This window comes from Polymorphobacter megasporae, assembly GCF_018982885.2.
Taxonomy (GTDB): domain Bacteria; phylum Pseudomonadota; class Alphaproteobacteria; order Sphingomonadales; family Sphingomonadaceae; genus Polymorphobacter_B; species Polymorphobacter_B megasporae.
Map to the genome: position 1 here is coordinate 72,211 of NZ_CP081849.1, position 25,737 is coordinate 97,947.

A 25,737-nucleotide genomic window follows, 5' to 3' on the forward strand; every position below is an offset into this window, starting at 1 on the left:
CCTGCTCGGTCCCGGTGGAGGGAACTCGTTGCTATCGATCAACGCGCACCGCCGCCCCCACAAGTCGCTATCGTCGATAGCTGCTATCGTCTGCATCGATTCGACGGCGATGCATCGGCTTCATAGGCGGGTAGTCTGCTGGCCGCAGACCGCTGCAATCGGTCGGCTGGAGGCAATGATCGTGATCGTGCGAAAGGTATTGGTGGTCGGGGCCGGTCTCGCCGGTCTCTCGGCGGCGATTGCGCTCGCCCGGCGTGGCGCAGAAGTGACGATCGTCACGCTCGACGACCGCGCCGAAGGGACCTCGATCACGATCACCAACCGCGCGGTCGACGCCATCGAAGCGCTGGGCGTGCTCGACGCGTGCATCGCCGCGGGTCTGACACCTGCGGACGGCAAGTCGCTATTTTCGGCAATGTGGGACGGGGCGGGCAACCCCCTCCCGTTGTCGGCACCGCCGGTGCCGGCAACGCGTCTCCCTGCCTATATCGCCATCTACCGGCCCGATCTCGGCCGCATCCTAACCGACGCCGCGGTCGCCGCCGGGGTGACTATGCGCACCGGACTCTCGTTCACCGGGCTCGCCGATGGGGGCGGCCACGTCGACGTTACGTTCGGCGACGGCACGAACGCGACGTTCGACCTAGTCGTCGGGGCCGACGGCGCGCATTCGGCGGTCCGCCGCGTGATCCACCCCGGCATCGAGCCGACCTACACCGGCTGGATGAGCTTCCGGATCGTCCTCGAAGACGGTCCCGAGGGGCCGCCGGGCTTTTACACGCTGCCCGCGGGGACCGGCATGCTGGCAACGGTCCGGCTGCCGGGTAACCGCCTCTATCTCGCGGCGGGCAAGCGGATGGACCACCGCCGCATCGACCACAGTGAAGCAGTGGAACTGCTCGATAGCGTGCTCGCGCAATATACCGCGCCGCTGATCCGCGGCATCCGCGACCAGCTGCGCAACGAGCCGCCCGTCGTCGCGCGTCCGTTCGAATACGTGCTCGTGCCGCAGCCATGGCACCGCGGCCGCGTGACGATCATTGGCGATGCCGCGCACGCGACGACGCCCAACCTCGCGTCGGGAGGCAGCATCGCGCTCGAGGACGGAGTCGTGCTGGCGGAGGAACTCGACCGGGCCGAAAGCGTCGCGGCCGGGCTCGATGCCTTCATGGTGCGGCGGTATAACCGCTGCGCGATGGTCGTCGAGACCAGCCTCGCGATGATGCGCAGCGCAGACTCCGGTTCGGGGTCGACCGACAATACCACGCTCCGGAGCAAGGCGCTTGCCGAGCTCGTCAAACCCTACTGATTGCGGGTGGTCGACCTGCAGCCCCGCGCAAGCCAAGGAGATGCGATGACCCGCCCCACCGCCTTGATCACCGGCGCGTCCGCCGGCATCGGTGCCGAGTTCGCCCGACAGCTCGCGTCGCGTGGGCATGACCTCGTGCTCGTCGCGCGCCGTGAGGATTGGCTGCGCGACGTCGCGGCGGGATTGGCAACCGATTGCGAAATCCTCGTCGCCGACCTCGAAACCGATGACGGCGTCACTCGGGTCGAGGCCCGGATCGCCGATGGTCCTCCGCTCGCGCTCATCATCAACAATGCCGGTTTTGCCGCGAGGGGCCGAGTCGCGACGCTCGACGCCGAGCGGTTGGCGACGATGCTGCGCCTCAACGTCATCGCACTAAGCCGGTTGTCGCACGCCGCGATGCAGCGGATGACGGCAGACGGCACTGGCGCGATCATCAATGTCGGCTCGGGAACAGCCTTGATTCAAATCCCGGGCAATGCGGGTTACGGCGCGTCGAAGAGTTATGTAATGGCCTTCACCCGGCACATGCAGGCCGAGGCAGCCGGAACCGGGGTTGCCGTGCAACTGCTCATTCCCGGGGTCATCGCGACTGATTTCCACAGCATCGCCGCGACTTCGCTGGACCGCTACCCGCCCGAGATGGTGATGCAGACGCGCGACCTCGTCGCGGCATCGCTAACCGCTCTCGATCGGGGCGAGGCGGTGTGTATCCCGTCGCTTGGCGAAGTCAGGCTATGGCACGAGTGGAAGACCGCCGAAGCCGCGCTCGCGACGAACGTCTCGCGGCGAAAGCCAGCCGACCGGTACCGATTCAAACGTAACGCCTGACCCCGACAGCGTCCACCCTTGTGACGTCCTGTGTCCCCGTACGCTTTATCGCTCAGTGAAGTTGCTGTCGAAATCGATCGCTCCGGGCACACGATTGTCGTTTGACAATTATGTTGGCCGGGGTCGAGACCGGGGGCCACCGGTCGTGCTCTCAATAAACATGTTTTCATTACACCTGCGTTAAATCCGCGCGCCGCGACCGAGATTGCGAGACGATTACGATCGTAGGCGATCGACGCCAGCAAGCGAGAATTCGGAGAGCAACCTGCGCACGGTCCCGTTTGGGGCCGCTTGCTGCCCGGCAGGTTTCGGGCGTCGAATGCGGGAAAGCTGCCACTGCATTGATCTACGATCGGCGGCCCTGACGCGGTTTTAAGGTCGTTAATCGCAGAAGCATCAGCAATTCAAAAAAGCAAGATACTGCCTTGCGCTCCTACAGCGCAGATGGTGACGCAATCGTCCCTAACTGAGCAATGGCCCATTTAATATCGGCGACAGACGGATTGTTTACCATGTATTAATTCATTTTTTCGCGAAAACCTACTCGCGAAGTATATTAGTGAATGATAGGTTCTAGCTTAATGCGTCTCAAGGAGCATCGGCGCATGAGAGTTAAATTGCGCGAACTAAAGCGGTCGATTGCTTCTTTCGCGACCTGCGAACAGGAAGCAATTCATACGCCGAATGTGATCCAGGGGCATGGCGCGGTTTTGCTCGCAGACTGCAGCAGTCGCCGGATCACCCACGCCAGTGCCAACCTCGAGGAGATCCTTGGATGCCCACCTGCGTGGGCGATCGGCCACACGCTCGAGGATGTCGTGGGTAAAGCCGACTTGACCCACACCGCGACCGAGCAGGGCGAGAGCGGCGCTTCGATCGGCGAAGTTATCAGCGTGCGGGGGGAGGGTGGCCGGTTGCTCAACCTTCAAGCGCATCGGTCGGGGTCATACATCTTCGTGGACCTGCAGCCGGCGATGGATGTGCTGGAGGTGTCGCCTTTGACCGCGGTTCACCCCCTTCTTGAAATGTTCATGCACGCCAGATCGCGCACGCAAATTTGCGAACTTGCCGTAAAGGGGCTGCGGAGCCTGTCGGGCTTTGACCGCGTAATGGCGTATCGATTCAACACCGTCGGCGACGGCACCATTATCGCCGAGTCGAAAATCGACGCTCTCGACGCGTTTCTCGGCATGACCTACCCGGCAGCCGATATTCCGCCACAGGCGAGGCGGCTGTTTATGCTCAACCGTGTCGGCGCGATCGCCGATTTCGGCTACGATCCGGTCCCGCTGCTCGTCGATCCGGCTTTCGACGACGGCATGCCGATTGACATGACCCAGAGTGCTCTGCGCGGCGTGTCGCCGATCCACTGCCAGTACATGCGCAACATGAACGTCGCCGCAAGCTTGACGATTTCACTGGTCCACGGGGACCAGTTATGGGGCATGTTGGTCTGCCACCATAATCTGCCGCGTATCGTTGGGCCAGAGCTCCGATCGGTCGCCAGATTACTCGGGCAAATCATGTCGCTGCTAATTGGTAATCTGGGCGAAGCCGAAGCCTATATCGATCGATTGGCACGACAGGCCGCGCTGCAGACGCTTGTTGAAGCGATCTCTGGTGGTCGGCCTTTCGGCGACGGCCTGATGCTGGCCGGCCCGGCGTTGCTGCAGTTGGTTGATGCCGGCGGCGTCATCATCCGGTCTGGAGATGAAAGACGTTGTTATGGCGTTCTTCCACCATTGGCCTCTCAACAGCAGATATGGGCATATTTCGAACGAACGGCTGACGGCGCGATCGTCGCTGCCGATGATCTCGGCGTGCGACTTGCGGGAGATGCCGAATGCTTTCTGGCCGGCAGCGGCGCCATGATCATGCGGTTTGGTTCGAGTGTCGATGAGTCTATCCTGTGGTTTCGGCCCGAACTGAAGCGCAACATTGTTTGGGGAGGAGATCCTGCAAAGCATCACTCCGTCGATCCATCAACCGGTCGACTGTCACCACGCGAGTCGTTTGCGGCCTGGAACGAAACGACAAGCGGTCACTCAGCGCCCTGGACGGCAGCCGATCTGACGATCGCCGGCGATCTTCGTCTTGCGATTCAAGCCGAGATGTCGGCGCGTGCCAGCGCCGGCCTCGCCAAGCTTCGGCATTTCGATCCCCTAACCGGCTTGGCCAATCGCCGCCGGATGGAAGAGCGACTTCGGGAAATGTCAACCGACAGCACCGATAGTTCCAAGGTGAGCGTGCTGTTCCTCGATCTGGATCGGTTCAAAGCGGTGAATGATTCGGTCGGGCACGCCGCGGGGGACATGCTGCTCATCCAAGTCGCCGAACGTCTGCTAGCAGTATCAGGCCCGAGGCACATGGTTTCGCGTCTGGGCGGCGACGAATTTGTCGTCCTCTCACAGGGATTGGACGAAAGCGGTGTCTGCGATCTTGCTGCGCGTATCCTCGCGACACTTGAACTGCCATTCGATCTCAATGGTCATGCTGCCCACGTCTCGGCAAGCATTGGCCTGGCGATGGCGGAAGCGGTCGGCGCGCTCGATATCTTGCAGGCGGCAGATATGGCGATGTACGAGGCTAAGCAGCGAGGCGGTAACCGCCATGCAATTTTTCAACAAGCAATTTACGACCATGCCGTGCGCAAGTTCGAGCTCGACCACGACTTGCGCAAGGCAGTCAATGAAACCGGGCAGCTGATGCTCGTCTATCAGCCTCTGTTCTCTCTCAAGAATGCCGATCACCGGCTGATCGGCTTCGAGGCATTGCTGCGCTGGCGTCATCCTCGGCTCGGCTGGGTGTCGCCGGATATGTTTATTCCCCTCGCCGAAAAATCGGGCGTTATCATCCCGCTAGGCGACTGGATTATCGTGACCGCAACGCGCCAAGCGAAGGCCATGCGCGATGCGGTCGATGACATCGACCTGGTGCTGACGATCAACGTCTCGGTACGGCAGCTTGCCGAGCCCGGCTTCGACCGGCGTCTGGCTTCGATTTTACTCGAAGCGGAGCTACCGGCGTCGGCAATATGTCTTGAGGTCACCGAATCGATGGTAAGTGACAAGGAAATTGCAGTCGTCTTGCGGAACATCCGATCCCTCGGCGTCAGAATTGCCATTGACGACTTCGGTACCGGCTTTTCGTCCTTGTCATATCTGCGTCGGCTGCCCGCCGATATCGTCAAGCTCGACAGCAGCTTTCTTGATCAGTCCGACGAAGACCGCGACGATGTCGATTTCGTCGGCGCGGTCGTTGCGCTTATCCATGCCGCGGGCATGACCGTCATTCAGGAAGGGGTCGAGACTTCCGATCAACTTGCCATTATTAAGGTCTCGGGGGCTGACATGGTTCAGGGGTTCATGTTCGGTCGCCCGCTGCTGGCGCCGGATGCGATGAAACTCGCCCGCAAAGGTCGGACCGGCCCCAATCAGAACGAGACTTCGCGTGGTTCCGAACATCAGCGGGCTCGGTAGATGCCAGCTCTATCTCTGCAATTCCCATCGAGAGTGATAAATTTGCTAGATCCAGGACGAACATCTCCATATTCGCTGACGGCGATCAGAGAAATAATGCCGAAGCCCGGCCTGCAGGATAGCGCGATCGGGCGTCTGCGCGACGCGACCTCCTCGTTTCACGTAAATGTCGATAAAGAATACAGCCGCTTTGATTTAGCCGACAAGACCGGTTACGGGCGCTTTCTTCTCGCCCAGACGCAGGCGACAGGCGCTGCAGAAGCATGCCTAGTTCTCGACCAGACGCTACCGGCCTGGCGGCCGCGCGCGCCGCTGCTTGCCGAGGATCTTAGATTGCTGGGACTGACCGCGCCACGGCTACTTCGCTTCGCGCCGCAAGACCGCGACGGTTGGTTGTGGGGCGTGCTGTACGTCCTCGAAGGGTCCCGCCTCGGCGGCGCCGTACTGGTCAAGCGATTGTCGGCCGACGTACCGAGCGCCTTTTTGTCATCACGACATCGCGCCGGAGAATGGCGGACGCTCGTCTGCTCGATCGACGCCCTTGGGGCTCGTCAAGGACAGGTTTGGCTCGACGCCGCGATCGAAGGCGCGCGTGACTGCTTTAATCTCCATGTGCGCGCGGCGGCCTCGCAGTAATAACGATCGAGGAGAAGATCATTTTGGGAGAGCCAAACGTGGATTTACCGCTGCGAGATCGACAATTTCTCGAAGCGCGATCGCAACCTCGCCGGAGTTGACCTGCGGGTATAAGCAAGCCCGAACGCCTACGATTGCGGCCGATAAAGCTCGCGAATGCGTTAGAACCTCGCTCGAAGTCCGTGAAATGTACGCACGGCATATTTCCGTAATATCGGAAGAGAGCCGCCGAGCGCTCGATGCCTTAGCGCTGGTCCCAGCGCAGACCGCTGGGGGGCCGTTACCGGACTGGCGGCTTTCGGCACCGAACTTGGGAAAAGCTGACATTCGCCGACAAGCGATTTTGCTGGCAGCTGCTGACGTCCGTCTAAGCCGCTCATCGGCGTTCTACCGATCCCTGAAATCGGACGTCAATTTCATCATTCTTAGACGGCGTCCGAATGGCCGACTTATTGGACGAAGCCGTCGTTCGGGAATACGTCCGTGAATGTCGGGTTCGACGCATTGTCGCCATTCGCTGCGGCAACTCTTAGGGTCGGCCCACAGGTGACCGACAATGCGACCAGTCAGATCCGTGCCATCTGCGCCGGCTCGCTTGCCGCGAAGCCGAGACCGGTATGGGCTGGTCCCGGGTGACAGAGCGGAATGGGATTCCCCTCACGGCGCATCCGCTCGATCGCCTCCGGCCAAGATGGAAGTTCATCGCCGTCCTGAACCCACCGAACGGTGCTGGCCTCGTCACCCCACGCGCTCATCTTGGGCATCGCAGTGCGGTGGGCACCGCCGATGACATACGCCAGGAGTGCAGCCTCGTCGCGCCACACGCTCGTCGTCCAATAGGCGTGATCCCGATCGTGGCGTAGCGCCCCGGCCAAATAGCCGTCGCTTCTTCTGATCTGCGCCAGGCAGCGTTGCGCATGGATCAGAAAGAAGGGCAGAAACCGCAGGCTGCGAACGCGGAAGCGGGTGACGCTGACGACGAAGCCGCTCACAACGTCACCACCAGCTTGGTTGCCGAGACGCCGCGGCGCTGCCGCTCGAGCGCCGCTGGGATCGCCGCCAGCCCGTGCCCTACGACCTCGGCGGCAGAGGCTGCCACGTATCGGCCGTCGGCGAGAGCCTCGGGCAGGAACGTGTCGAAGATCATTGGTCCCACTTCGTTGTTGATCAACGTGCTGCCCCAGATCATTTTCAGCGTCACCTTCTTGCTGCGTGCGCGTAGCGAGAGCGTGATGTTACCGGTGACCGTGCCAGCCATCGCGACAAGCAGCTTGCGCCAATGGTCGCGCCCGGCCGGGACGGCATCGAATGAAGCGGGCGGCGTTGCCATCGCGATGAAGCGATTGCCTTCGCAAGTCCCCAGGATGTCGATGCATGGCCGCACCGATCCCGCGCCGATTGCAACGGCGCCAGCGACCGTTTTACCGCGGAGCACTGCGCGGATGTCAGCAATCACCGATGGACTGCGATAATCGAACAAGGCCGTTGCGCCGAGCCGCCTGAGCATATCGAAGTTGCGCGGCGATGCTGTGGCAATCACTGCGTAGCCGGCGCCGACGGCAAGTTGCACCGCATTGACGCCGACGCTGGTCGATCCACCCCAAACCAGAACGGTCTTGCCGGTCGCCATCGCTCCCTTGGCGGGCGGATTCAGGGCGAGGAAATCGCGCTGGAAGAGTGCGCAGGCTGCCGTCGAGATGCCGAGCGGAAGCGCGGAAGCATCTTCGAAGGCGAGCGCGTCCGGAATCGCCGCCGTCATATGCTCGAGCAGGACGACATAGGTCTGGAAGGCGCCTTCTGCGGCGCGGTTGCGCGTCTTGTCGGTGCTGGCGGCAAAGCCGACGACCCGGTCTCCGACCTTGAACCGTGTCACGTCCGCACCGACGGCAACGACATCGCCGGCAACGTCGGAGCCGAGGATGGCCGGGTAGTGAAGATACGGCGTCATCAGGTCACCCGAGGTCTGGACCAGACGGTCCATCGGATTCACGGCGATCGCGCGCGTGCGGATCACGATTTCTCCCGACTGCACGATCGGAAAAGGTGCCGGTCTGAGAGTGAAGTCGGCGCGTTTGGAGGAGAGCCAAAGGGCGGTGTTGTCGGTCATGATCGATCTCCTGCGGTGCCAGGAAGATGCATCGCTGGATCGGATTTATGCCGGTGACACTGGACGGCCCATGCTGCAAAGTCCCGAGCTTCATCGCCAGCGTCCAGAAAGTATCATGTGGATCCCTTGTCGGACGTGCTCGGCCTATTGAAGCCGAGCACCTATGGTTTTCGCGGCCTCGATGCCGGCGGGGACTGGGCGCTTGCCTACCCCCCGGCCGAGGGCGTCAAATGCTTCGCAATCCACACTGGGGCCTGTTTGATCGCGCTCGAGGGCGGGGATGCGCCCATGGCGCTCGAAGCTGGCGACTTCATCCTAGTGCCCGGCCGGGCCGCGTTCAGCCTCTGCAGCGCGATCGGCGCACCGGTCACTGAAGCCTTTACCTTCTTCCCGTCGTTCCCGGCCGGCGAGACGGGCATCCTGAATGGCGGCGGCACCTGTTCGGGCGTGGGCGGCTTCTTCGACTTCACCGGACTCCACACCGAGCAACTGCTCGGCATCCTGCCCCCGATTGTTCACATCCGGGCGGAAGCGACCAAGGCGGCGCTCGGCTGGTTGATCGAGCGGCTGATGCGCGAACTGCGGGATCCGCAACCGGGCGGCACGCTGATGGCGGGACACCTGGCGCAGACGCTGCTGATCGAGGCGCTGCGGTTGCATCTTGCCGAGCGCTCGCCGCACAGCGCGGGCTGGCTGTTCGCGCTGGCCGACAAGCAGATGCGTGCGGTGATATCGGCGATGCACGCTGAACCTGCGCGGCGCTGGACGCTCGCCGACCTCGCCCGTGTCGGCGGCATGTCGCGCTCGAGCTTTGCCGTCCGGTTCAAGGAAACGGTCGGCGAGCCGGCAATGGATTACCTGACGCGCTGGCGGATGATGGTGGCGGCCGACCGGCTGGCAAGCGGGCGCGTCTCCATCGCGACCGTGGCACCGGCGGTCGGCTACGAGTCAGAAAGTGCGTTTGGTGCAGCGTTCAAGCGAACGTTCGGCCACTCGCCGCGGGAGTTCGCCAAGGCGGTGGCCGCGTAGCCGAACGTCCGGATGTAGGGGGAAATCTCGCGGAAGCCCCTGCTGTCGATCCGGCCGACCCCGAGCAACCCGCCGTCAGGCGCGGCGGGTGCCATGATTAGCGGGACGCATCGCTTCTATCAGGTCGCCGATGGGACGTTGCTGGAGACGCGCAGCGCGAACAATCGCGTCGATGATGGCTTCGCATTCCGCCCGGCCGGTCGCCAACAACTCCCGAAATCCGCGGACGCGCGACAGGAGCCAGAGCGTTCCCGCAAGGGCCGCGACCGGACTGCGGTCGAGCCATGTCTTCGATCGGGCATGGGCAATCTAATGCGGAGAATAGCGATGATGTGGTGCCGCGAGGTCCAGATGCCAACACTCACATGCCTTGGGCCTCGACGCTGGACATATGGCAGCTAAGATGGCGCCATGGCTATCGATCCCGACCTGCAGTCTTTGCTCGATCGCTTGGCGATTGCCGGCCTGGGAGCTCTCGCTCGCTCGGCTGCCTTCGGTGCGACTTACGAAGGTGTTGACGAAATTGACGTTGATCCGATTCGGCGGGATGCTCGCTCGCCCGGCCGTTGGGAGCAGCTTGAACGCGCCTCGAAGATCGTGTCAATCAAGCTAAAACGCGAGCTCGCCGTGTCGGATCGGCTGCGTGAATTGGCCGCCACGCTTGAGCTCAAAGCAATCGAGATTACGCCAATTAGATCTGAGGAAGCAGTACCCCTCAGACCGGACAATCTGCTGTCGTTGGAGCGAAGCGATGCGCTCTTAGCTCTGCTAATGGCCTGGAGCGATGCGGCGACGGAGCTGCGTCAAGGCTGGGAGATATCGCGTGGCGATTAAGGCCAAGCCATTCAAGAAGAAGACGCTTGATGCGGTAGAAGCGGCCGCGACGAAAGTAGCGGTGACGGCCACGTCCGTGGCGAGAGGCGAGGGAAAAGCCTACGAGGCATGGGTATTGATGGAACTGGCGGCGCGTCTTGCGGTCGAAAACACTGTCGTTGCCTGTGACCACACCGGTAGTCCAACAAATGTGTTTAGGGTCCGCGGCGGCCCGGGCTATATGCCGGTAGCGACGTCGACCAATTTGGACGAACCATGCCACTTCCGGATCGGTAAGTGGCGGGAGCTTCATAGTGGCCTGCGTCACCGTGGCCAAAGCGGAGACAGTCATGAGCTCGACATCTCGGTTATCGATGCTTGGGCTGCGGACATTTTAAGGCGCAGCTCTGTACCGGCACCTTTCGAAGGAGTCGTTTGTGTCGCTGTCGAACTGAAGGAATATGACGATAGCTACACGTTGCCAAAGACCTACGCACGCGCACTGCTGGGCGTCGCCCTCGATCTCAATCCCGCGAAACTTTGCGGACCGGTCGAGATCGTGATGCGCGGCAAGATTAATCACTGGCTTGAGGGTTCGTCGTACCCAACCACTTATGTGCTGATGACGACGACCGCTTTCACCGCACCAACTAAAGGCCTGCTGGAATTTTACGACGTCCTCCCAGTAGAGTGTGCCGAGGTAATGGCCGGCTCTGCCGCCGTCGACCATCTCGCCGGCCTCTACCTCTGAGCGGGATGCGGTTTCATCCGACAGCGCGCATCGGCAAGGCGGGCGAGCGCCGACTTGAGACGTTCATCGAGGAGCAGCTCGGCTTCATCTATCGGCCGGTCGGGACTAGCGACATTGGAATAGACGGCGAGATCGAAACATTGGCTCCAGGCGGCCGGTCGACTGGTGGATTCCTCAAGGTCCAGGTCAAGACTGTGGAGCGTGCGCCGCTGGGACCCCGGTTCCGTGTTGCTCTCGACGAGCGACATCTCGACTATTTTGCCTCGCTCACCGTACCCCCAATTCTCGTTCTTGTGAATCTCGCTGACGACAGAATATGGTGGCAGCCGATTCTTCAGAAAGGAGATTATGCCGGCCCTCGTGGCGGCTATGGGATCCCAATCGACCTGCATCGCGATCGGATGACGGGACATAGCACGACAGCGCTACGACTGGTGGCGGAGCGATCCAACGCTTTGATCGTGAGATCGCTGATCGAGGCGGTCGAGCAAAGCCTCAGCGAGATGGACGAGAGCGAGGCGAGCGGCAGATTCGATCTGTGGGACGTTGAGCACTGGGCCGACTTGCTCCGTAGCTATCAGAAGACGGTCACCGACATCGCGTGCCTGCTAAAATACGAGCGCCGCGCATCGGCAGATATCAAGGCCATTCAGCGGGCTTTTCGTGATGTCGTGTCCCGGATTGACAAGCGCCGAGAGTGGTTCAGCGATTGGGACTGCGGCGACCTGCTGAGAAATGTGGATTGAATTTCCCGCGGACAGGTCGAGCGCTAAATATCCACCCCATCGGCATCGCTTCTCGTACCTACTTTCAGACATCCGCGGCCTTTTTTCAGCTGCCCAACTTCCGCCGCTCGTTCATGTTGGCGACGAAGTCAGTGCCGGACAGCCCATTTTCCATCTCACGTAGCTGTTTTATCTCGTACTCGAGGGCTTAAGTGCTTATTCGTTTAATGGTCCCGTCTCCCCGATCTTGACCGCCTCACGTTAGGCAAACTTGTCACCCGTTCTCACTTGGCCGAGGTCAAGCTGGCTTTTCCCTTGACGACAGAGTTGATCCATTCGCTGATTCGGGCTCAATGAGGTGAGACGACCGGCCTGCACAATGTCCGTGATAGCGCTTAACTGCACTGCTTCCATCGAGCGCTTCAACGCTTTCGCATTTTGGGTTGGGATGCCGAAACGCTTGATGAACTGGCAGTTGGATCGTGCCGGTCCACGCCTGACGAGCGTATCCTCGCAGCCGTCCTTAATCATCGGGAAACCCGGCAGTTCTGGCTGGCGGCGCTCGCACGCGACCTGGCGGGGCGATATCGGGGCTTTACACGATCGGGTCCTTACCCAACCGCAAGGGTGGCCGAGAATATCATGGGCGATCGCCGCAGCGAGACGCTTGCGCGTGCAAAACCTGACTTCACCGACTTCCCCAAGCTCGGGGACGGCATAGATCTGTTCGCTCCCCAGACGTTGCAGCACGCGCTTCATCCGGCATATGCGGTCCTACGCGACGGGCCCAATCAATTTGCTGCGCGCGCGATGCTCGCGGAGATAGCGCGCTAGGTTCCGGATCGGGGCGACTGCTTCACCCCGGCGCCCTTGATCCCATACCCTTCCACCTCGACGTCGAGAACCCTGACTATCAAGAAGGTTGGGCGGACGAACTCGAGATGTACCATAACCCCAACGCGCTTCGGCCGATCGATGAGACCATCTGCCTCGGCATAGCGCATTTTAGCATCGAAGAGGGCAAAGTGGTCTGGGGAGGCCCCTCCACGCGTGTGCTCTTCTCTTGGACAACTACCATCGAATTCTTCAATGACGAGGTCCGCGCCGAGCTGAAGGTTGAGGTCAAGGATGGCGGGTTGCTGGGCGGTGCTGAGCGCAGACCCGATCAGGCACCTCGGTTGTGCACTGTAGACGCACAAATCGCTAGATCGTCGGCAGTTCGTAAAGCGTGATCTCGATCCTCTCCTGCTCATCGTTCGCGATGAGCGTCACTTCCAAACATTTGTTGATGAGGTCGTCGTCCAGTCGATCGATCTCGTCTAGCGCGACGTCGAACAGCTCGAGCTGCAGGTCGAGGTCCATACCCGTGGGGCCATTCAGACAAATCAGGCCGGGATGGAGTTCGACATCCTTGTAGAGCCCTTTCTCGCCCGGCTCATCCGCCGCGCCCCGGAAGTCGACCGAGTTCTTCGTCACAAGCGTGTAGTCGCCGGCGACGACGATCGGCACGAGCGTCCAATCCTGCGTGCCGGCCAAGCCTCGGTACACGACGCTCGTTGTCTCCTCGTGCCCGCGGGCGATTGCCCGCTGGACAAGTTCGCTGCTGAGGCATTCGTCGATGAAGAGCTTCACGCGCTCCGCCGTCGCCGTTCGATCGTGCGCTTCGACAGGATCGTTGCCCCCTCGAGAGGCCGACGTACGGGGCGGCGGCCCTGTAGTGGGTTAGCCCTGGCATAGAGGGCCGCCAGTTCGATCTGCTCGGCATCCAGCGAGGGATAGGCGCTGGCGATGCGGGAGGGGGATAGGCCCGCGGCCACCGAGGCGGCGACGTCATGGACCGGAACGCGCGTTCCCGTGATCACCGGCGTGCCGCCGAGAATGTCAGGATCAGTCTTCACCATCTCTCGCGCCGCCATATAGCGGCCCCACCGCTCGTGCGTCTCGTTCCAAAAGCCGTCGAGGTCGAGGGCCAAAAAGTCGTGCCGAACCGTGCAGTGGCGCCGCAACGAAAGCCATCGCGAGGTTCCCTCGCCTGCGGCTTCCACCCGTTTGTCGATATCCAGGATCGCGAAACGGCGTTCGTCTGCAGTCAACTTGCCCGCGCTGCTGTGATAGAATGCGATGTAGAAGCAGGCCTCGGCCGAAACACTCCTCTCCTTTCCGCGACGTACGACGCGTAGGGGCAAGGCGCGGTCAATCGCATGATTGACGATCTTCAGCTCGACGCCAGAAACGACCGCTGCCTCGGTTGGCTTGAGAAGGTTCAGGTTTTCGGTCACGGACGGCACCTCGAAATGTCTTCCCATGGATGGGGATATATATGGCGATTATCCCGCAATCAAGGACGGCACACCGGGAGCTCACCGTGGGGCTTACTGATGGCACGAAAGGCTGCACGGAGCACTTGCGGAGACCGCCAGAGGAAGTGAGCCGAGTTGGCACATATATATCGAAACGCAGGAGAAGGCAGCAGAGAATCGCGGCGGTCGGTCGGCACAAGCTCGATTTCGAGCCTAAGGGAAATCGAGGCATTGAAAAACCGTCCATATTTATACGGTGCCGCGCTTCTCAGGCTCGAATTATACGCTTGAAACGGTGCACGCGACGTGGCTGACGCCGGACCCAAATCTGCAAATGGGCCGGTCTTTTCGGCTCCCAACTTCAGTCATTCATTCACGTTCGCCGGAAGTGATGCCAAAAGCACCTTCCTGCCGGCAGCGCAGCGGCTTTTGGAAAAGAATTGGTTTTAGATAAGGCGCTCCCTCGGATCGCGCCGACGATCCGGGCGCAACCGGCGCTTCCCGCAGTATGACCAACTACGACACGACGACGTCGCACGCCGTCCCATTCGGTATATAGCGGCGGCATGAAGATCATCCACACCGCTGACTGGCAACTCGGCAAGCCTTTTGGCCGCTTCGATCCAGGTGTCCGTGGAGCGCTTACCGAAGCGCGGTTCGATGCGATCGATGCGATCGGACGCGCGGCAATCGAACATGGTGCGGGGCACGTCCTTGTCGCCGGCGACATCTTCGATACCGAAGGTCCCGAGGACCGTACGATCGTCCAGGCCATCTCGCGTATGGAACGCTATCCCTGCCGCTGGTGGCTGCTGCCCGGCAATCACGATTTCGCGCGCAACGGCGGTCTATGGGATCGGGTGCGCAGCCGGGCGACGGCGAGCATCGTCGTCCTAACCGAGCCGACGCCCGTAGAGATTGAAGCGTATTGCTGGCTATTGCCGGCGCCGCTGACGCATCGCCACAATCTCAACGACCCAACCGATCTGTTCGATACGATGGAGACGCCGGGAGCGCGCCTTCGGATCGGACTGGCGCATGGCTCGATCCGCGATTTCGGATCGCAGGGTGAAACCAAGAACCAGATCGCGCCGGATCGCGCGCGTCGGTCGACCCTTGATTACCTGGCACTCGGCGATTGGCACGGCGTGCTTCGGGTCGATGGCCGCACCTGGTATGCGGGCACTCCCGAAACCGATCGCTTCCAGCGCGACGATCCAGGGCAGATATTGCTGGTCGAGCTTGCGCCCGACTCCGAGCCGCAGGTGACGCCGCTGCGTACCGGACGTTTCCAGTGGCTGATCCGAAGCTGGACGGTCCACGACGATGCGGCCTTCCGCGCGGAAAGCGAAGATCTGCTCGCAGGTGTCGATCCGCCAGCGACCCTGCTCCAGCTGTCGCTCGCCGGTATCACCGGGCTGAGCGATCGTATTGCAATCTTGGGCGCGCTTGAAGACGACCTTGGTCATCGACTGCGCTATCTCGATTCTCGAACGGACGATCTTGTCGGACGGCCGAGCGGCGATGATCTTGCCGCGCTTGCGGTCGAAGGCATGCTAGGCGCAGCAGCACACAAGCTTAGCGGCTTGATCGAGACCGGCGGCACCGAGGGGCCGCTAGCGAAGCGCGCGCTTGAGCGGCTGTTTGTCGAATATAGCCGGGAAGGGAAGCCATGAGCCTTCGTATCCGCCGCATTGCCGTCAACGGCTTTCGCAAGTTCCGTGAGCCGATGGCGGTCGACGGCCTGACCGACGGACTCAACATTGTCATCGAGCCGAACGAGACGGGCAAGTCAACGCTGCTAGAAGCACTGCGCGCGGCCTTCTTCGTGCGACACAGCACTAAAAATCAGCTCGCCCAATCCTTCGCGCCGCATGGCGAAGCGGTCGCACCCGAGATTGAGATCAGGTTCGAGGCGGACGGCGTTCCATGGAGCGTAACCAAACGCTTTCTCAAGGGCGCTTCGATTGAGATATCCGGACCGAAAGGCCGCGCGCAGGGTGACGAAGCCGAGTCGCGAATGCACGCCTTGCTGGGCTCGGTACGCGACACGACCCAACGCGGTGACCCGGCGAGCTACGGTGCGCTAGGGTTGCTATGGGTGGCGCAGACCGAGGCGCTGTCGGTCACGGCACCAGGCCAGATTGTTCGCGACACGGTTCGCTCGACGCTTGAGGCGGAAGTCGGATCGATCATGGGCGGTCCCGCCTACAAGCGCGTCCGTGATCGGATCGAAGAGCAGTTCAGCCTTTATTGGACGCCGACCGGACAGCGACGGGGTCGGCAGGTCGAGGCAAATGAACGCCTTTCATCTGCGGAGACAAGCGCGCGCGAAGCGGCGATAAGGCTGGCGGACCTCGAACGCGGCTTTGGGGAGCTCGCCGAAGCACGCGGGCGCCTCAAGGTGATCCAGCGCGAAATTGCCGACCCAACGGATGCCGAGGCCCGCAAGGTGTTCTCCGCTTCCTTGGATGTAGCGCGCGCAGCCGCACAGATCCTGGCGACGCGCCGCGCCGAACAGGAGGCAGCAAGTGGCAAGATGAACGGGCTGGAGGAGCTGCAGAGCCGCCACGAGAGTGCGACGACTACTCGTGATGACGCAACGCGGGCCGCGGATCTCGCACGTGAAAGACGCTGTGCGCTCGCAGGAGAACTTGGCGTCGCTAAGGTGAGCGCCACCGAGACACGCCTGGCACTAGAGACCGCGCGCACGGCTCGCCGAGAGGCGCGCGCGGCACATATCTCCGGCGAAGCACGGTTTCGCGCCATCCAGCGGCGCAACGCCATATCGAGCGCGCGCATACGACACATCGAGCTGCTTGCGCTCGAGCTTCAGGAGTGTGAGGCCAAGCAGCTCAGCGCTAATCTAATTCCGGCCAAGGCGATCGCGCTCCTCGAAGCCAGTGATCGTGCGGTTGCCGAAGCGTATGCGATAGTGAACGCAGGCGCGACCCTGATCTCGCTGACTGGAAACACCACGGGAATCTTGATCGACGGCGAGACGACAACCGTCGGCGAGAGGAAGCTGACCCGTGAGACGCGGATAACGTTTGGCGAGGCGGACCTACTAATCCGGCCGCCCCTCACGGCGGCGAGCGCTGAAGAAGCTCTCGCAGCGGCGCAGCGCAAGCAGCGCGCGGTGCTTGACGAGCATGGCGTCGAGGACCTGGCGGGAGCGCGCACGCGAAATGATATTGCGCGCGACGCCGCCGCCGAACTTCGGACGCTTCAGGCGCGCATCGATGCCGCGACGGCTGCCGATGCCACCCTCAGTCTCGACGCTGGCCCCGACGCGTTGAAGCTATTCATGGCGGAGGTTCAGGACGAAACCGACGCGGCCGACGACAAGCCTGACATCGCGGCTCTCACGAAGGTAGTTGATCGGGCCGATACCACGCTTGCGCGCGCGGAGGGAGCCCACGATAGTGCGATTGCCGCCTTACGCCGGGTCGAGGATGAGGATGCACCGCTCGCGACGATGCAGGCCGGTGCAGACAGCGATCTAGTCAATGCCAAAGCGCAATTGCACGCTATCGAAAATCGGCCGGACTTTGCAGCGCTAAGTGAGGCTCTCGCGCTCGCTCGGAGCCGTGCAGCAGAGGCAGCTGTGCAGTTAGAGGAGGCCGTTCGCAACGCGACCGCGCTTGACCCGGCCGCGATCACGAAAAAGATCGAGATGATCGACGCGCGCGTCCGCACCGCGGGCGAAACCCGCACGAAGCTTGAAATGGAGATCGCGCGTCTCGAAGGCACGATTGAGAGCGAAGGGGGCAAGGGCCTCGCAGATCGCGAGGCCCTTGCCCGAGAAGAAGCCGAGGCGGCGCGCGCGGCGTTGCAGAGGATCAGCGAGGAGGCCAATATGCTAAAGCTCCTGCGCGACACGCTCGAGGCAGCCCGCACCGAAACTTCGAGCAAGTTTGTCGGGCCCATTGCAAAGCGCGCCAAGCGATATATCGAGCGTCTGTTGCCCGGATGCGACCTGACCTTCTCCGAGGATCTTGGTCTAGAGACAATCGTTCGCGCGGGCCTGAGCGAGGGATGCGCTAACCTCTCGCGCGGGACGCAGGAGCAGCTGGCCGTGCTGACCCGGATTGCTTTTGCCGACATGCTGCTCGAGCAGGGACGCCCGGTGTCGCTCATCCTCGACGACCCGCTCGTCTATTCCGATGACGCGCGGCTCGACGTGATGATTGACATTCTCTTGGAGGTCTCCGAACGGATGCAGGTGATCCTGTTGACTTGCCGCGATCGGGCATTCCGCCACGTGCCCGCCAACCGGATCAGCCTGCTTAATGCGGCGTAGATCAGATCCGCGTTGATCGCAGTAGTGAGATTCCTTGACGCTGTCCGTCTGTCGGCCCACCGATGCGCAAAAGGGGTGGAGGCCAGTGGCGCGGACTGCGGAATATTCGATAAAGGGTTATCTCTATCAATTTCTCCGCTACCTTTCGGAGATCTTGGCCGCAGGTGACGGCACTACAATTACGATCGAAGGCGCGATCGAGGATATCGACGTGGTTTCGCCGGGTTTAACTACGGCAGTGCAGTGCAAATATCACGAGCAGGCCGACAAGTTCACGCTCAGCAAGATCTACAAGCCGATTCTCCTGATGCTCGAGCATTTTTCGACAAATACGGCGCTGACGCCAGAGATCCACTACCGCCTATTCTGCCACTTCCCTGGCGAGACGGGGACGCGGCCGCTGTCGAAGGCCGAGCTCGACATCGTGCTCGCTACCAACGACAAAGGGCATAAGGCGATCGTCGCGCGTATCGCGGTCGGTGTCGATCATGATCTTTTCCGTGAACGACTGACCATCGAATTCGGACAGACAACGGATGATCTCCAAGCCGCCGTGGTGGCATCGCTTAAAGCCAAAGGGTTCTCAGCCGAGGATGTTGAGGCTATCATCTACCCCAACGCGATCCAGCGGATCGTGGATCTAGCGACACAATCGACGATCACCGACAGGACCGTCGATCCAACGATCTTTCTAGCCGCCCTTCACACCGTTCGGAAAGTGACCTTCACGCGGTGGACCCGCGAGCTTGTAACGCGTGAACAGATCTTCAAACGCCTGCGCCAGGACCTTAGACGATCACTGGGGTTCAATCCCCGAGCGCGCCATTTCGTGATCGACCCAGGCACAATCGACAAGTTCGACGATGAGATCGTGCGGTTTCTTAGGCGGTTCGCCGACGCGTACAGCTTCAAATATACGCACACCAATCCGCCGCTATTCACGTTCGTTGGCAACTATGACGTCGGTGCGCTCCAGGCGAGGCTTCACGATGCCAACGTGCGCTGTGCCGACGGTTTTGTCGGCGGCAGCGAATTTCGCGTCAAGGAATTGTTGCGCCAACCTTGGAGGAAAAGAGCACAGCCCACGCTCGAGTTCAGGCTTCGTCTCGCGAGGCGTGAGATGGTCACCGGGCTACCCCCCAAACGGCCCGATGAACTATTTCTCGTGAATGTGCCTGACGATCCCTGGGTACATCCCGACGTCGATGTCCATCGATTTGAAATCGAGCGTCTCTCTGATCTCGAATATGCGCTCCAACTAAGGAATAACTATGCTTGACGTGGGTGAACCGATCGGAAGCGTGACCGACAGCTCTCCATCAATGATCCGTATCGAGATCGAGAACGCGCACGATTTCGAGCAGCACAAGTCCAAGCTCGGCGTCGGCCAGTATCTGTTGATCGCCTCGGGAAACAATCTTCATTTGTTAGCGACGATCATCGCAGTACGCGCTTCTCATATGGATCGCTCACAGGCCACTGATGCAGAAAGTGGAGGAGACGCCGAATCGGTCGCTTTCCGCTTCCAGATCGACACGCAGCCGATCGGAACATTGTCGGGCGACGGCGAATTCACGCGCGGCTCGCATGCCCTGCCGGTCCCGACCGAGTATGCCTATGTCACGCCGCCCGAGATCCTGAGCAGTATCTTCTCGCATCAGATCAAGTCTCCATTTCCTTTGGGCACATTGAGCATCGCGCCCGAAGTGAAGCTCGAAATCGACGGTGATCGCTTTTTCAGCAAGCATGTCGCGATTGTCGGATCGACCGGGTCGGGCAAGTCGTGTGCGGTTGCCAAGATCCTGCAGACCGTCGTGGGGATCGATGCCAAAGGCAATACCCACAAAGCCGCGCAGAAAAACGCGCATATCGTTATTTTCGATATTCATGATGAATATGCAGCAGCATTCAAGCTCGACGATGCCGAAAGCTTCACACTGAACTTGCTCGACGTCGACACGCTCTTATTACCGTATTGGTTGATGAACGCCCAAGAACTCGAGGAGATGTTCATCGAGAGCAGTGAACTGAACTCACACAATCAGATTTCTCAATTTCGGCATGCCGTGGTGCGGAACAAGTGCCGCCATAATTCCGGCCTAGGAAATGTCTCTTTCGACAGCCCTGTCTATTTTTCGATTGATGAGGTAGTGACATACCTTGAGAATATGAATTTGGAGGTCGTTGGTAAGTTACCGGATGAGGGTAAGCCGAAGCTTTCAAACAACACGCTCGTGACTGATCGTGACTCCTGCTACTTCGATACGCTGCAAAGCTTCGTGGTGTCCTCGACGGCAACCGCTACGAAAGCCTCGAACGGTCCCTTTCATGGCGAGTTCGATCGACTTATCCTGAGGTTGCGGACGCGCCTCGCGGACCCCCGTCTCCGCTTCCTGTTGAACCCGCTCAAATCTGACAAATCGCCTTTGGCGACCGGCGACTTCGCCGACGTGGTGCGCCAGTTCATAGGCTATTTGACCAAATCGAACGTCTCGATCGTTGATCTGAGTGGTATTCCCTTCGAGGTCCTGAGCATCGTCGTTAGCCTGATCTCACGCATGATCTTCGACTTCGGGTTTCATTATTCGAAGAGCCGGCATGTCGGCGGTCAGGTCAGCGATGTGCCGATTATGCTTGTCTGTGAGGAGGCGCATAATTATGTCCCTCGCTCAGGCGGCGCGCAGTATGACTCCTCGCGCAAGTCGATCGAGCGAATCGCGAAGGAGGGGCGTAAATACGGGGTGACGCTGATGGTCGTGAGCCAGCGTCCGTCCGAGGTTTCTGAGACAATTTTCTCTCAGTGCAGCAACTTCATTTCGCTGCGTCTGACCAATGCCTTCGATCAGAGCTATATCAAGTCGCTCCTTCCCGATCTGTCGGCTGGTGTCGGCGATCTACTGCCCAATTTGAGCCAAGGAGAATTTCTGACGGTGGGTGACGCACCACTGATGCCGACCGTCGGCCGTTTCGCGCTGCCAATACCAGAACCCCATTCGCGCAGTGTGAACTATTTGCAGGAGTGGAATGCAGATTGGCGTGAGGTCAATTTCGACGAGGTCATCGAAAGGTGGCGAGGCAAGACGCTCGCTCCAGGCTGATCGTCGACATATTGAACTTACACGCGCGAGCCGGGCACGCGGTACGCACGCCCAAATGCCACTACGATGCCGATGAACAAACGTCTGCAACGCCTCCTTGCCGGTCCGTAATCGGCCATTTCGGTTCCACCAGTCATGTTCAGCTGCGCCAAATGAACGAACGACAGCTTTCGGGAACGGCCGTGGCAAGGCTAAACGGCGAGATATGGGCGCAGAGCAGCCGAAGGTGATCGCAACCAGTACGTGTGCGATCCTCGCGTTATTAAGCTCGATTACTTGGCCGTCGGGATCGTAGTCGAAGATCTGGCTAACATGGTCTGGCGGACCTGCGGGGTTCGGTGGCTGTCCATGTTGGCCCGCGCCGCCTACGCGCGTCCAGCTGCGCGATCATCGCGTCGAAATCGGCGCAGGCCAGAGCGACATGATCCAGGTAATTGAGCGGCGCGCCTGGCATGCCGTTCGCCACGATGTGCAGCATCATGCCGCTGCCCAGCAACAGCCAGCGGGCGCGGTGGTTGGAAACGGCGCGGGCATTTCGCATTGGCTCAGCAAGCGCGTGTAGAAGTCCATGCTGTGGGCGGATCGCTTGCCTGGATGGCGACATGGTTTAGCGCGGGCGCGGCGGACGGTGCCGCTGCAGACGCAGCAGCCGGTGCACATTGACTGGCGCTCCTGAGCCAAAAGTGTCGGATAATTTTACACTTTAAAGAGGGTGCCCATAGCCAACGCAAATGTTTCCAAAAGGTTAATAGTCTGGCATAATTCTTGCTTACTAATTAACTCAAAAGACGGGAATGATGGGAGGATAACTATGAAATATCTTGTTGCGCTCTTGGTTGCCGCTTCTGCGGTAGCGCCCGCCGCGGCGGTCAACCTCGTCACCAATGGTGGATTTGAGGCTTCGAGCTACACGTCCAACACTCAGTTTGGTGCTGGTTTCGGTGGGCAGGGCGTCACCGGATGGACGGGCGCTGGCGGCAATCAGCTACAGTTCTATTTCGTGGGAGGGACTCAGACGACGACCAATGCCGTCAACCAGTTCGGCGATCCGCAAGGCTATTTTCGTCCAAACTTCAGCACACTGAGCCCGAATGGCGGCAACTTCGTCGCTCTTGACGGCGACAGCGACTACCGCGGTCAGATAAGCCAGACCCTCAACGGACTGACTGCCGGCAAGAAATACGACGTGACGTTCTCGTGGGCGGCGTCGCAGCTCCGCAACCGAACCGGTGCGACCACCGAGCAACTGCTTGTCGGCTTCGGCTCGGCAACCCAGGCGACGGAGGTCGTTGCGGTCCCGAGTGAGGGCTTCCGCGGCTGGTTCAATGAAAAGTTTTCCTTCACTGCCGGAGGCGCGAGCCAAGTGCTTTCGTTTCTCTCGGTCGGAACCCCGAACGGGCTCCCGCCGATCGCCGCGCTTCACGGCGTTTCGGTCGTAGCCGGAGTACCCGAGCCTTCGGCTTGGCTGCTGATGATCGCGGGCTTCGGTTTGGTCGGTTTTTCCGCCCGCCGTCGCGCGCGCGGTGTCGCCGCCTGACTCTCATGTCCGCGTTTGTGGGGGGGCGAGGAGAAATTCTCGTCCCTGTTTTTATACCTCGTCCACGGCAAGATGGGTATTTAAACCACTGTTATTCCACTCGATGCTGAGGGCTTATTGACGTTGTTCGTGCGAGGACCATACGCTCCGGTTGCCGTATTCGACATCGCGGCAACATGGGGAATGATGTGATGCCATACCTGAAATATCTAGCCTCGACTATGATTGCAGTCGCAGCCCTGCATGGGGCGTCGGCCTCGGCGCGCAACTACGACTGCACGAAGGCCGGCAACGCCAATAAAGCCGTGTGCAAAGATGCGGCTGCGACGGCTTCCACGCCAGCCCCAGCGGTTGCAGCGCCAGCCGTCACGCCGGCGCCTATGGCACCTGCAACCACGACGACCGCCGCCACCACGGTACGACATTATGATTGCACGAAGGCGGGGAACGCGAACAAGACAGCATGCAAGGGGGCGACCGCTACAACGCCAGCACCCGTTGCGACTCCCGCCACGTCTGCAGCACCAATGACGCGATCGACGACAACTACGATGACAACCGCGGCTGGGGGTGGCAATGGACAGGTCTGGGTCAATACCAGCTCCAAGGTCTACCACTGCCCGGGAACCCGATATTACGGTAAGACTAAGGTCGGCTCCTACATGAGCGAGACCGCTGCAAAGGCCGCCGGTGACCACGCCGATCACGGTAAAGCCTGCTCGTAATTCTCAGATCCTCAGAGGCGGCGGGGTAATCAGTTCCCGCCGCCTCGGTCGTCTTAACGCAGCGGCAGGTCCATTAAGTGCCCGCCGATCGTCGCTGCTCCTTCTTCGCGCTGCCGTGAGGCGAAGGGGACTTTCATCGATTGCAGCGCGCCTGGCGCTAACTGGGCGTAAGGCCATCCCGACGGTCAAGTTGTCGACTCATATTGACCTAGGGCAATACGCGCCATCGCTGATCCACGACTGCGAATAGCTTCGTCTGACGCTGGATGTTGCCGCATGGCTGGACAAACAGACAACCGGTCGAGTCGGTCAACGCAAACGAATCCACTCCCAGCAATTCACAAGGCGTGAGAATACCGACCCAACCCGAAGCCTCGAGTCATCCTTGGTCCACGGGACCTTTCACTACAGCGATAGTAGCCAGCGCACTCGGGCAAAACTGCCTCGACATAGTTTTCAAGTAAGATCGAAGATCTTGGTTAAGCATCTGGTAATGTGGCAACTGGCAGACTAAGTGCGAATTACCGGTAAGCTGAAGCGTGCGACCGGCCTCAAACAAGGAACTTGGTGTGAACGATCTCGCGTCTAATAACGAACTTTTGACCCTGACGGTCGACATCGTCAGCGCGCACGTTGCCAATAATTCTGTCGCGCTTTCTGACGTCCCGGGGCTGATCGGCGACGTCTATGCAGCGCTGGCTCGCCTCGGAGCACAGGTCGAGCCGGAGAAGATCCGGCAGGAACCGGTGGTTTCGATCCGTTCTTCCATCAAGCCCGACTACATTGTCTGTCTCGAGGACGGCAAAAAGCTCAAGATGCTCAAGCGACACCTGCTGACCAGCTATGGAATGACGCCGGACGCCTATCGCGCCAAGTGGAACTTGCCCGCAGACTATCCGATGGTCGCGCCGGCGTATGCCGAGCAGCGTCGCAGCCTGGCGATAAAGATCGGGCTCGGTCGCAAGGCCCCGCCCGCTCCGCCCGCACCAGCGGTCGAGGCCGTTCCGGCAAAGAAGCCCCGATCCCCACGCGCCAAGCTTGCGCCGTCGTTCGACGCACAGCCGGCTTAGGATTTCCGAACACTGCCTGACGCGCTGGGCGTTGGACGCGCGGGCCGGCGACTTGGGCTCTTGCGTTCGATACGTCCGGAACCCAAAAGTTTCGGACGTATCGGCGGCCGGCCAAGGACACCATTATCAATCAAGTCCGTAACTGGATCGCTAAATGATCTCTAAAAGTGTCGGATTATTTTACACTTATTAACCACGGTGTGACGATTGCAGAGGGTTGTCGAAGGGAGCCGCTGACTGGCATGTTTTTTGCTTCTCGAAACGTGAACCAGAGCTGGTCCGCAGCTCGAGGAGTTGGTCATGTCGTTGATTGCCAAGCTGGTTGCCGGTGCCGCGCTCGCCTTCGTCGCCACCGCCGCTCAAGCGGTTATTCCGGTCTACCCGACCCCAGGTGTCGAGAACCCGATCCTATACACGTTTACCGCCGCCTCGAGCGGCAACCTGACAGCGTATTTTGCCGGTTCGGGAGCATCGTACAACGAGACCCTTGGTTTGCTCGTCAATGGCGTCGATACAGGCATCTCTGGCTTGCAGAACCACACTACGCCACTCGGCACGGCGCTGAGCTTCGGTAATGTGGCAGCTGGCGACGCGCTGACGTTCCTGATCAACATCCAGACCACCGGCGATACATTTTATTCGCAGAAATCGCGGAACAGCGACGGGGCCAATCATGTCTACTCGGCTGCGTACGCCGGTGGGGACTACGGCATCCCGGCTGGCACCTATGTCGCTTTTGAGGACCTCCCTAAAGGCAGCAGCGACTTCAACTACGGCGACGAGCAGTTCGTGTTCACCAACGTTGGTACGACCGTCCCCGAGCCAGCGGCGTGGGCGCTGATGCTCGGCGGCTTCGGCGTTGTTGGTGCAGCGATGCGTCGCCGGGTCAGCTCGGTCGTCGTCGCGGCCTGAGAATCGCGACTACAGGCGGTGACCGGCCGATGTCGGCGAAGACCGCAGGCATGCCGCAGGTGGGGCCGCAAACCGCTCTATGGTTGGTGACGTTGGGTCACCGTCTTCGGCT

21 protein-coding genes are annotated in these 25,737 nt (G+C 60.7%); 16 read left to right on the top strand and 5 right to left on the bottom strand.

Annotated elements, in window-relative coordinates; all coding sequences use genetic code 11:
• Positions 1 to 181: 181 nt before the first annotated feature.
• The 4 genes from KTC28_RS18750 (at position 182) to KTC28_RS18765 (ending at position 6,255) form a co-directional block, all read left to right on the top strand.
• Complete coding sequence (locus KTC28_RS18750) at positions 182 to 1,309, top strand: FAD-dependent oxidoreductase (protein WP_216710617.1); 1,128 nt, start codon at positions 182 to 184, stop codon at positions 1,307 to 1,309.
• Between the two features lie 45 nt (positions 1,310 to 1,354).
• Complete coding sequence (locus KTC28_RS18755; protein ID WP_216710616.1) at positions 1,355 to 2,140, top strand: SDR family NAD(P)-dependent oxidoreductase; 786 nt, start codon at positions 1,355 to 1,357, stop codon at positions 2,138 to 2,140.
• A 617-nt stretch (positions 2,141 to 2,757) separates the two neighbouring features.
• Entirely contained in the window at positions 2,758 to 5,619 is a 2,862-nt protein-coding gene (locus tag KTC28_RS18760; protein WP_223132345.1) for a bifunctional diguanylate cyclase/phosphodiesterase, read from the top strand.
• Between the two features lie 96 nt (positions 5,620 to 5,715).
• On the top strand, positions 5,716 to 6,255 hold the full coding sequence (locus KTC28_RS18765; protein ID WP_216710614.1) for a biliverdin-producing heme oxygenase: 540 nt from the start codon (positions 5,716 to 5,718) through the stop codon (positions 6,253 to 6,255).
• Between the two features lie 566 nt (positions 6,256 to 6,821).
• Here KTC28_RS18765 and KTC28_RS18770 read toward each other — a convergent pair.
• On the bottom strand, positions 6,822 to 7,247 hold the full coding sequence (locus tag KTC28_RS18770) for a DUF3291 domain-containing protein (RefSeq protein WP_216710613.1): 426 nt from the start codon (positions 7,245 to 7,247) through the stop codon (positions 6,822 to 6,824).
• Complete coding sequence (locus tag KTC28_RS18775; RefSeq protein WP_216710612.1) at positions 7,244 to 8,362, bottom strand: zinc-binding alcohol dehydrogenase family protein; 1,119 nt, start codon at positions 8,360 to 8,362, stop codon at positions 7,244 to 7,246. Before KTC28_RS18775 ends, KTC28_RS18770 begins: the two co-directional genes overlap by 4 nt.
• 135 nt (positions 8,363 to 8,497) lie before the next feature.
• On the opposite strand from KTC28_RS18775, the gene KTC28_RS18780 reads away from it, so the two are divergent.
• From KTC28_RS18780 to KTC28_RS18795, 4 genes are all read left to right on the top strand, one after another.
• The gene (locus KTC28_RS18780; RefSeq protein ID WP_255602627.1) at positions 8,498 to 9,391 is read left to right on the top strand and encodes an AraC family transcriptional regulator; all 894 of its coding nucleotides are present in this window, start codon (positions 8,498 to 8,500) and stop codon (positions 9,389 to 9,391) included.
• Between the two features lie 411 nt (positions 9,392 to 9,802).
• Complete coding sequence (locus KTC28_RS18785; protein WP_216710610.1) at positions 9,803 to 10,225, top strand: hypothetical protein; 423 nt, start codon at positions 9,803 to 9,805, stop codon at positions 10,223 to 10,225.
• The gene (locus tag KTC28_RS18790) at positions 10,215 to 10,955 is read left to right on the top strand and encodes a hypothetical protein (RefSeq protein ID WP_216710609.1); all 741 of its coding nucleotides are present in this window, start codon (positions 10,215 to 10,217) and stop codon (positions 10,953 to 10,955) included. The genes KTC28_RS18785 and KTC28_RS18790 overlap by 11 nt, the downstream gene beginning before the upstream one ends.
• Before the next feature lie 5 nt (positions 10,956 to 10,960).
• A complete protein-coding gene (locus KTC28_RS18795) occupies positions 10,961 to 11,701 on the top strand; it encodes a DUF4365 domain-containing protein (protein ID WP_216710608.1) in 741 nt (246 codons plus the stop codon).
• A gap of 240 nt (positions 11,702 to 11,941) precedes the next feature.
• Here KTC28_RS18795 and KTC28_RS18800 read toward each other — a convergent pair whose 3' ends face one another.
• From KTC28_RS18800 to KTC28_RS18810, 3 genes are all read right to left on the bottom strand, one after another.
• Positions 11,942 to 12,439 carry a hypothetical protein gene (locus KTC28_RS18800; RefSeq protein ID WP_216710607.1) on the bottom strand — a complete coding sequence of 166 codons (498 nt, stop codon included), beginning with the start codon at positions 12,437 to 12,439 and terminating at the stop codon, positions 11,942 to 11,944.
• Positions 12,440 to 12,883: 444 nt separating this feature from the next.
• Positions 12,884 to 13,312, bottom strand: a complete 429-nt coding sequence (locus tag KTC28_RS18805) for a DUF5615 family PIN-like protein (protein WP_216710606.1) — start codon at positions 13,310 to 13,312, stop codon at positions 12,884 to 12,886.
• On the bottom strand, positions 13,309 to 13,959 hold the full coding sequence (locus KTC28_RS18810; RefSeq protein WP_216710605.1) for a DUF433 domain-containing protein: 651 nt from the start codon (positions 13,957 to 13,959) through the stop codon (positions 13,309 to 13,311). Before KTC28_RS18810 ends, KTC28_RS18805 begins: the two co-directional genes overlap by 4 nt.
• A 587-nt stretch (positions 13,960 to 14,546) precedes the next feature.
• Here KTC28_RS18810 and KTC28_RS18815 point away from each other — a divergent pair.
• The 8 genes from KTC28_RS18815 (at position 14,547) to KTC28_RS18850 (ending at position 25,625) form a co-directional block, all read left to right on the top strand.
• Positions 14,547 to 15,656: a metallophosphoesterase family protein gene (locus KTC28_RS18815; protein WP_216710604.1), complete on the top strand. Its 1,110-nt coding sequence runs from the start codon at positions 14,547 to 14,549 to the stop codon at positions 15,654 to 15,656.
• Positions 15,653 to 18,283, top strand: coding sequence for an AAA family ATPase (locus KTC28_RS18820; RefSeq protein ID WP_216710603.1), 2,631 nt, complete (start codon positions 15,653 to 15,655; stop codon positions 18,281 to 18,283). The genes KTC28_RS18815 and KTC28_RS18820 overlap by 4 nt, the downstream gene beginning before the upstream one ends.
• An 85-nt stretch (positions 18,284 to 18,368) precedes the next feature.
• Positions 18,369 to 19,562: a hypothetical protein gene (locus KTC28_RS18825; protein ID WP_216710602.1), complete on the top strand. Its 1,194-nt coding sequence runs from the start codon at positions 18,369 to 18,371 to the stop codon at positions 19,560 to 19,562.
• Complete coding sequence (locus tag KTC28_RS18830) at positions 19,555 to 21,381, top strand: ATP-binding protein (protein WP_216710601.1); 1,827 nt, start codon at positions 19,555 to 19,557, stop codon at positions 21,379 to 21,381. The genes KTC28_RS18825 and KTC28_RS18830 overlap by 8 nt, the downstream gene beginning before the upstream one ends.
• Before the next feature lie 421 nt (positions 21,382 to 21,802).
• Positions 21,803 to 21,943, top strand: a complete 141-nt coding sequence (locus tag KTC28_RS18835; RefSeq protein ID WP_216710600.1) for a hypothetical protein — start codon at positions 21,803 to 21,805, stop codon at positions 21,941 to 21,943.
• A 249-nt stretch (positions 21,944 to 22,192) separates the two neighbouring features.
• The gene (locus KTC28_RS18840) at positions 22,193 to 22,918 is read left to right on the top strand and encodes a PEPxxWA-CTERM sorting domain-containing protein (protein WP_216710599.1); all 726 of its coding nucleotides are present in this window, start codon (positions 22,193 to 22,195) and stop codon (positions 22,916 to 22,918) included.
• Positions 22,919 to 24,212: 1,294 nt separating this feature from the next.
• The gene (locus KTC28_RS18845; RefSeq protein WP_216710598.1) at positions 24,213 to 24,713 is read left to right on the top strand and encodes a Ros/MucR family transcriptional regulator; all 501 of its coding nucleotides are present in this window, start codon (positions 24,213 to 24,215) and stop codon (positions 24,711 to 24,713) included.
• 300 nt (positions 24,714 to 25,013) lie between these two features.
• Positions 25,014 to 25,625, top strand: a complete 612-nt coding sequence (locus KTC28_RS18850; protein ID WP_223132347.1) for a PEPxxWA-CTERM sorting domain-containing protein — start codon at positions 25,014 to 25,016, stop codon at positions 25,623 to 25,625.
• Positions 25,626 to 25,737: the final 112 nt, after the last annotated feature.

Excerpts from the sequence above, each read along its gene's own strand:
- KTC28_RS18755 (WP_216710616.1), top strand. The coding sequence starts at position 1,355 with ATGACCCGCCCCACCGCCTTGATCACCGGCGCGTCCGCCGGCATCGGT.
- KTC28_RS18765 (WP_216710614.1), top strand. The coding sequence starts at position 5,716 with ATGCCGAAGCCCGGCCTGCAGGATAGCGCGATCGGGCGTCTGCGCGAC.
- KTC28_RS18775 (WP_216710612.1), bottom strand. The coding sequence starts at position 8,362 with ATGACCGACAACACCGCCCTTTGGCTCTCCTCCAAACGCGCCGACTTC.
- KTC28_RS18785 (WP_216710610.1), top strand. The coding sequence starts at position 9,803 with ATGGCTATCGATCCCGACCTGCAGTCTTTGCTCGATCGCTTGGCGATT.
- KTC28_RS18795 (WP_216710608.1), top strand. The coding sequence starts at position 10,961 with ATGCGGTTTCATCCGACAGCGCGCATCGGCAAGGCGGGCGAGCGCCGA.
- KTC28_RS18800 (WP_216710607.1), bottom strand. The coding sequence starts at position 12,439 with ATGAAGCGCGTGCTGCAACGTCTGGGGAGCGAACAGATCTATGCCGTC.
- KTC28_RS18815 (WP_216710604.1), top strand. The coding sequence starts at position 14,547 with ATGAAGATCATCCACACCGCTGACTGGCAACTCGGCAAGCCTTTTGGC.
- KTC28_RS18820 (WP_216710603.1), top strand. The coding sequence starts at position 15,653 with ATGAGCCTTCGTATCCGCCGCATTGCCGTCAACGGCTTTCGCAAGTTC.
- KTC28_RS18830 (WP_216710601.1), top strand. The coding sequence starts at position 19,555 with ATGCTTGACGTGGGTGAACCGATCGGAAGCGTGACCGACAGCTCTCCA.
- KTC28_RS18835 (WP_216710600.1), top strand. The coding sequence starts at position 21,803 with ATGATCCAGGTAATTGAGCGGCGCGCCTGGCATGCCGTTCGCCACGAT.
- KTC28_RS18840 (WP_216710599.1), top strand. The coding sequence starts at position 22,193 with ATGAAATATCTTGTTGCGCTCTTGGTTGCCGCTTCTGCGGTAGCGCCC.
- KTC28_RS18850 (WP_223132347.1), top strand. The coding sequence starts at position 25,014 with ATGTCGTTGATTGCCAAGCTGGTTGCCGGTGCCGCGCTCGCCTTCGTC.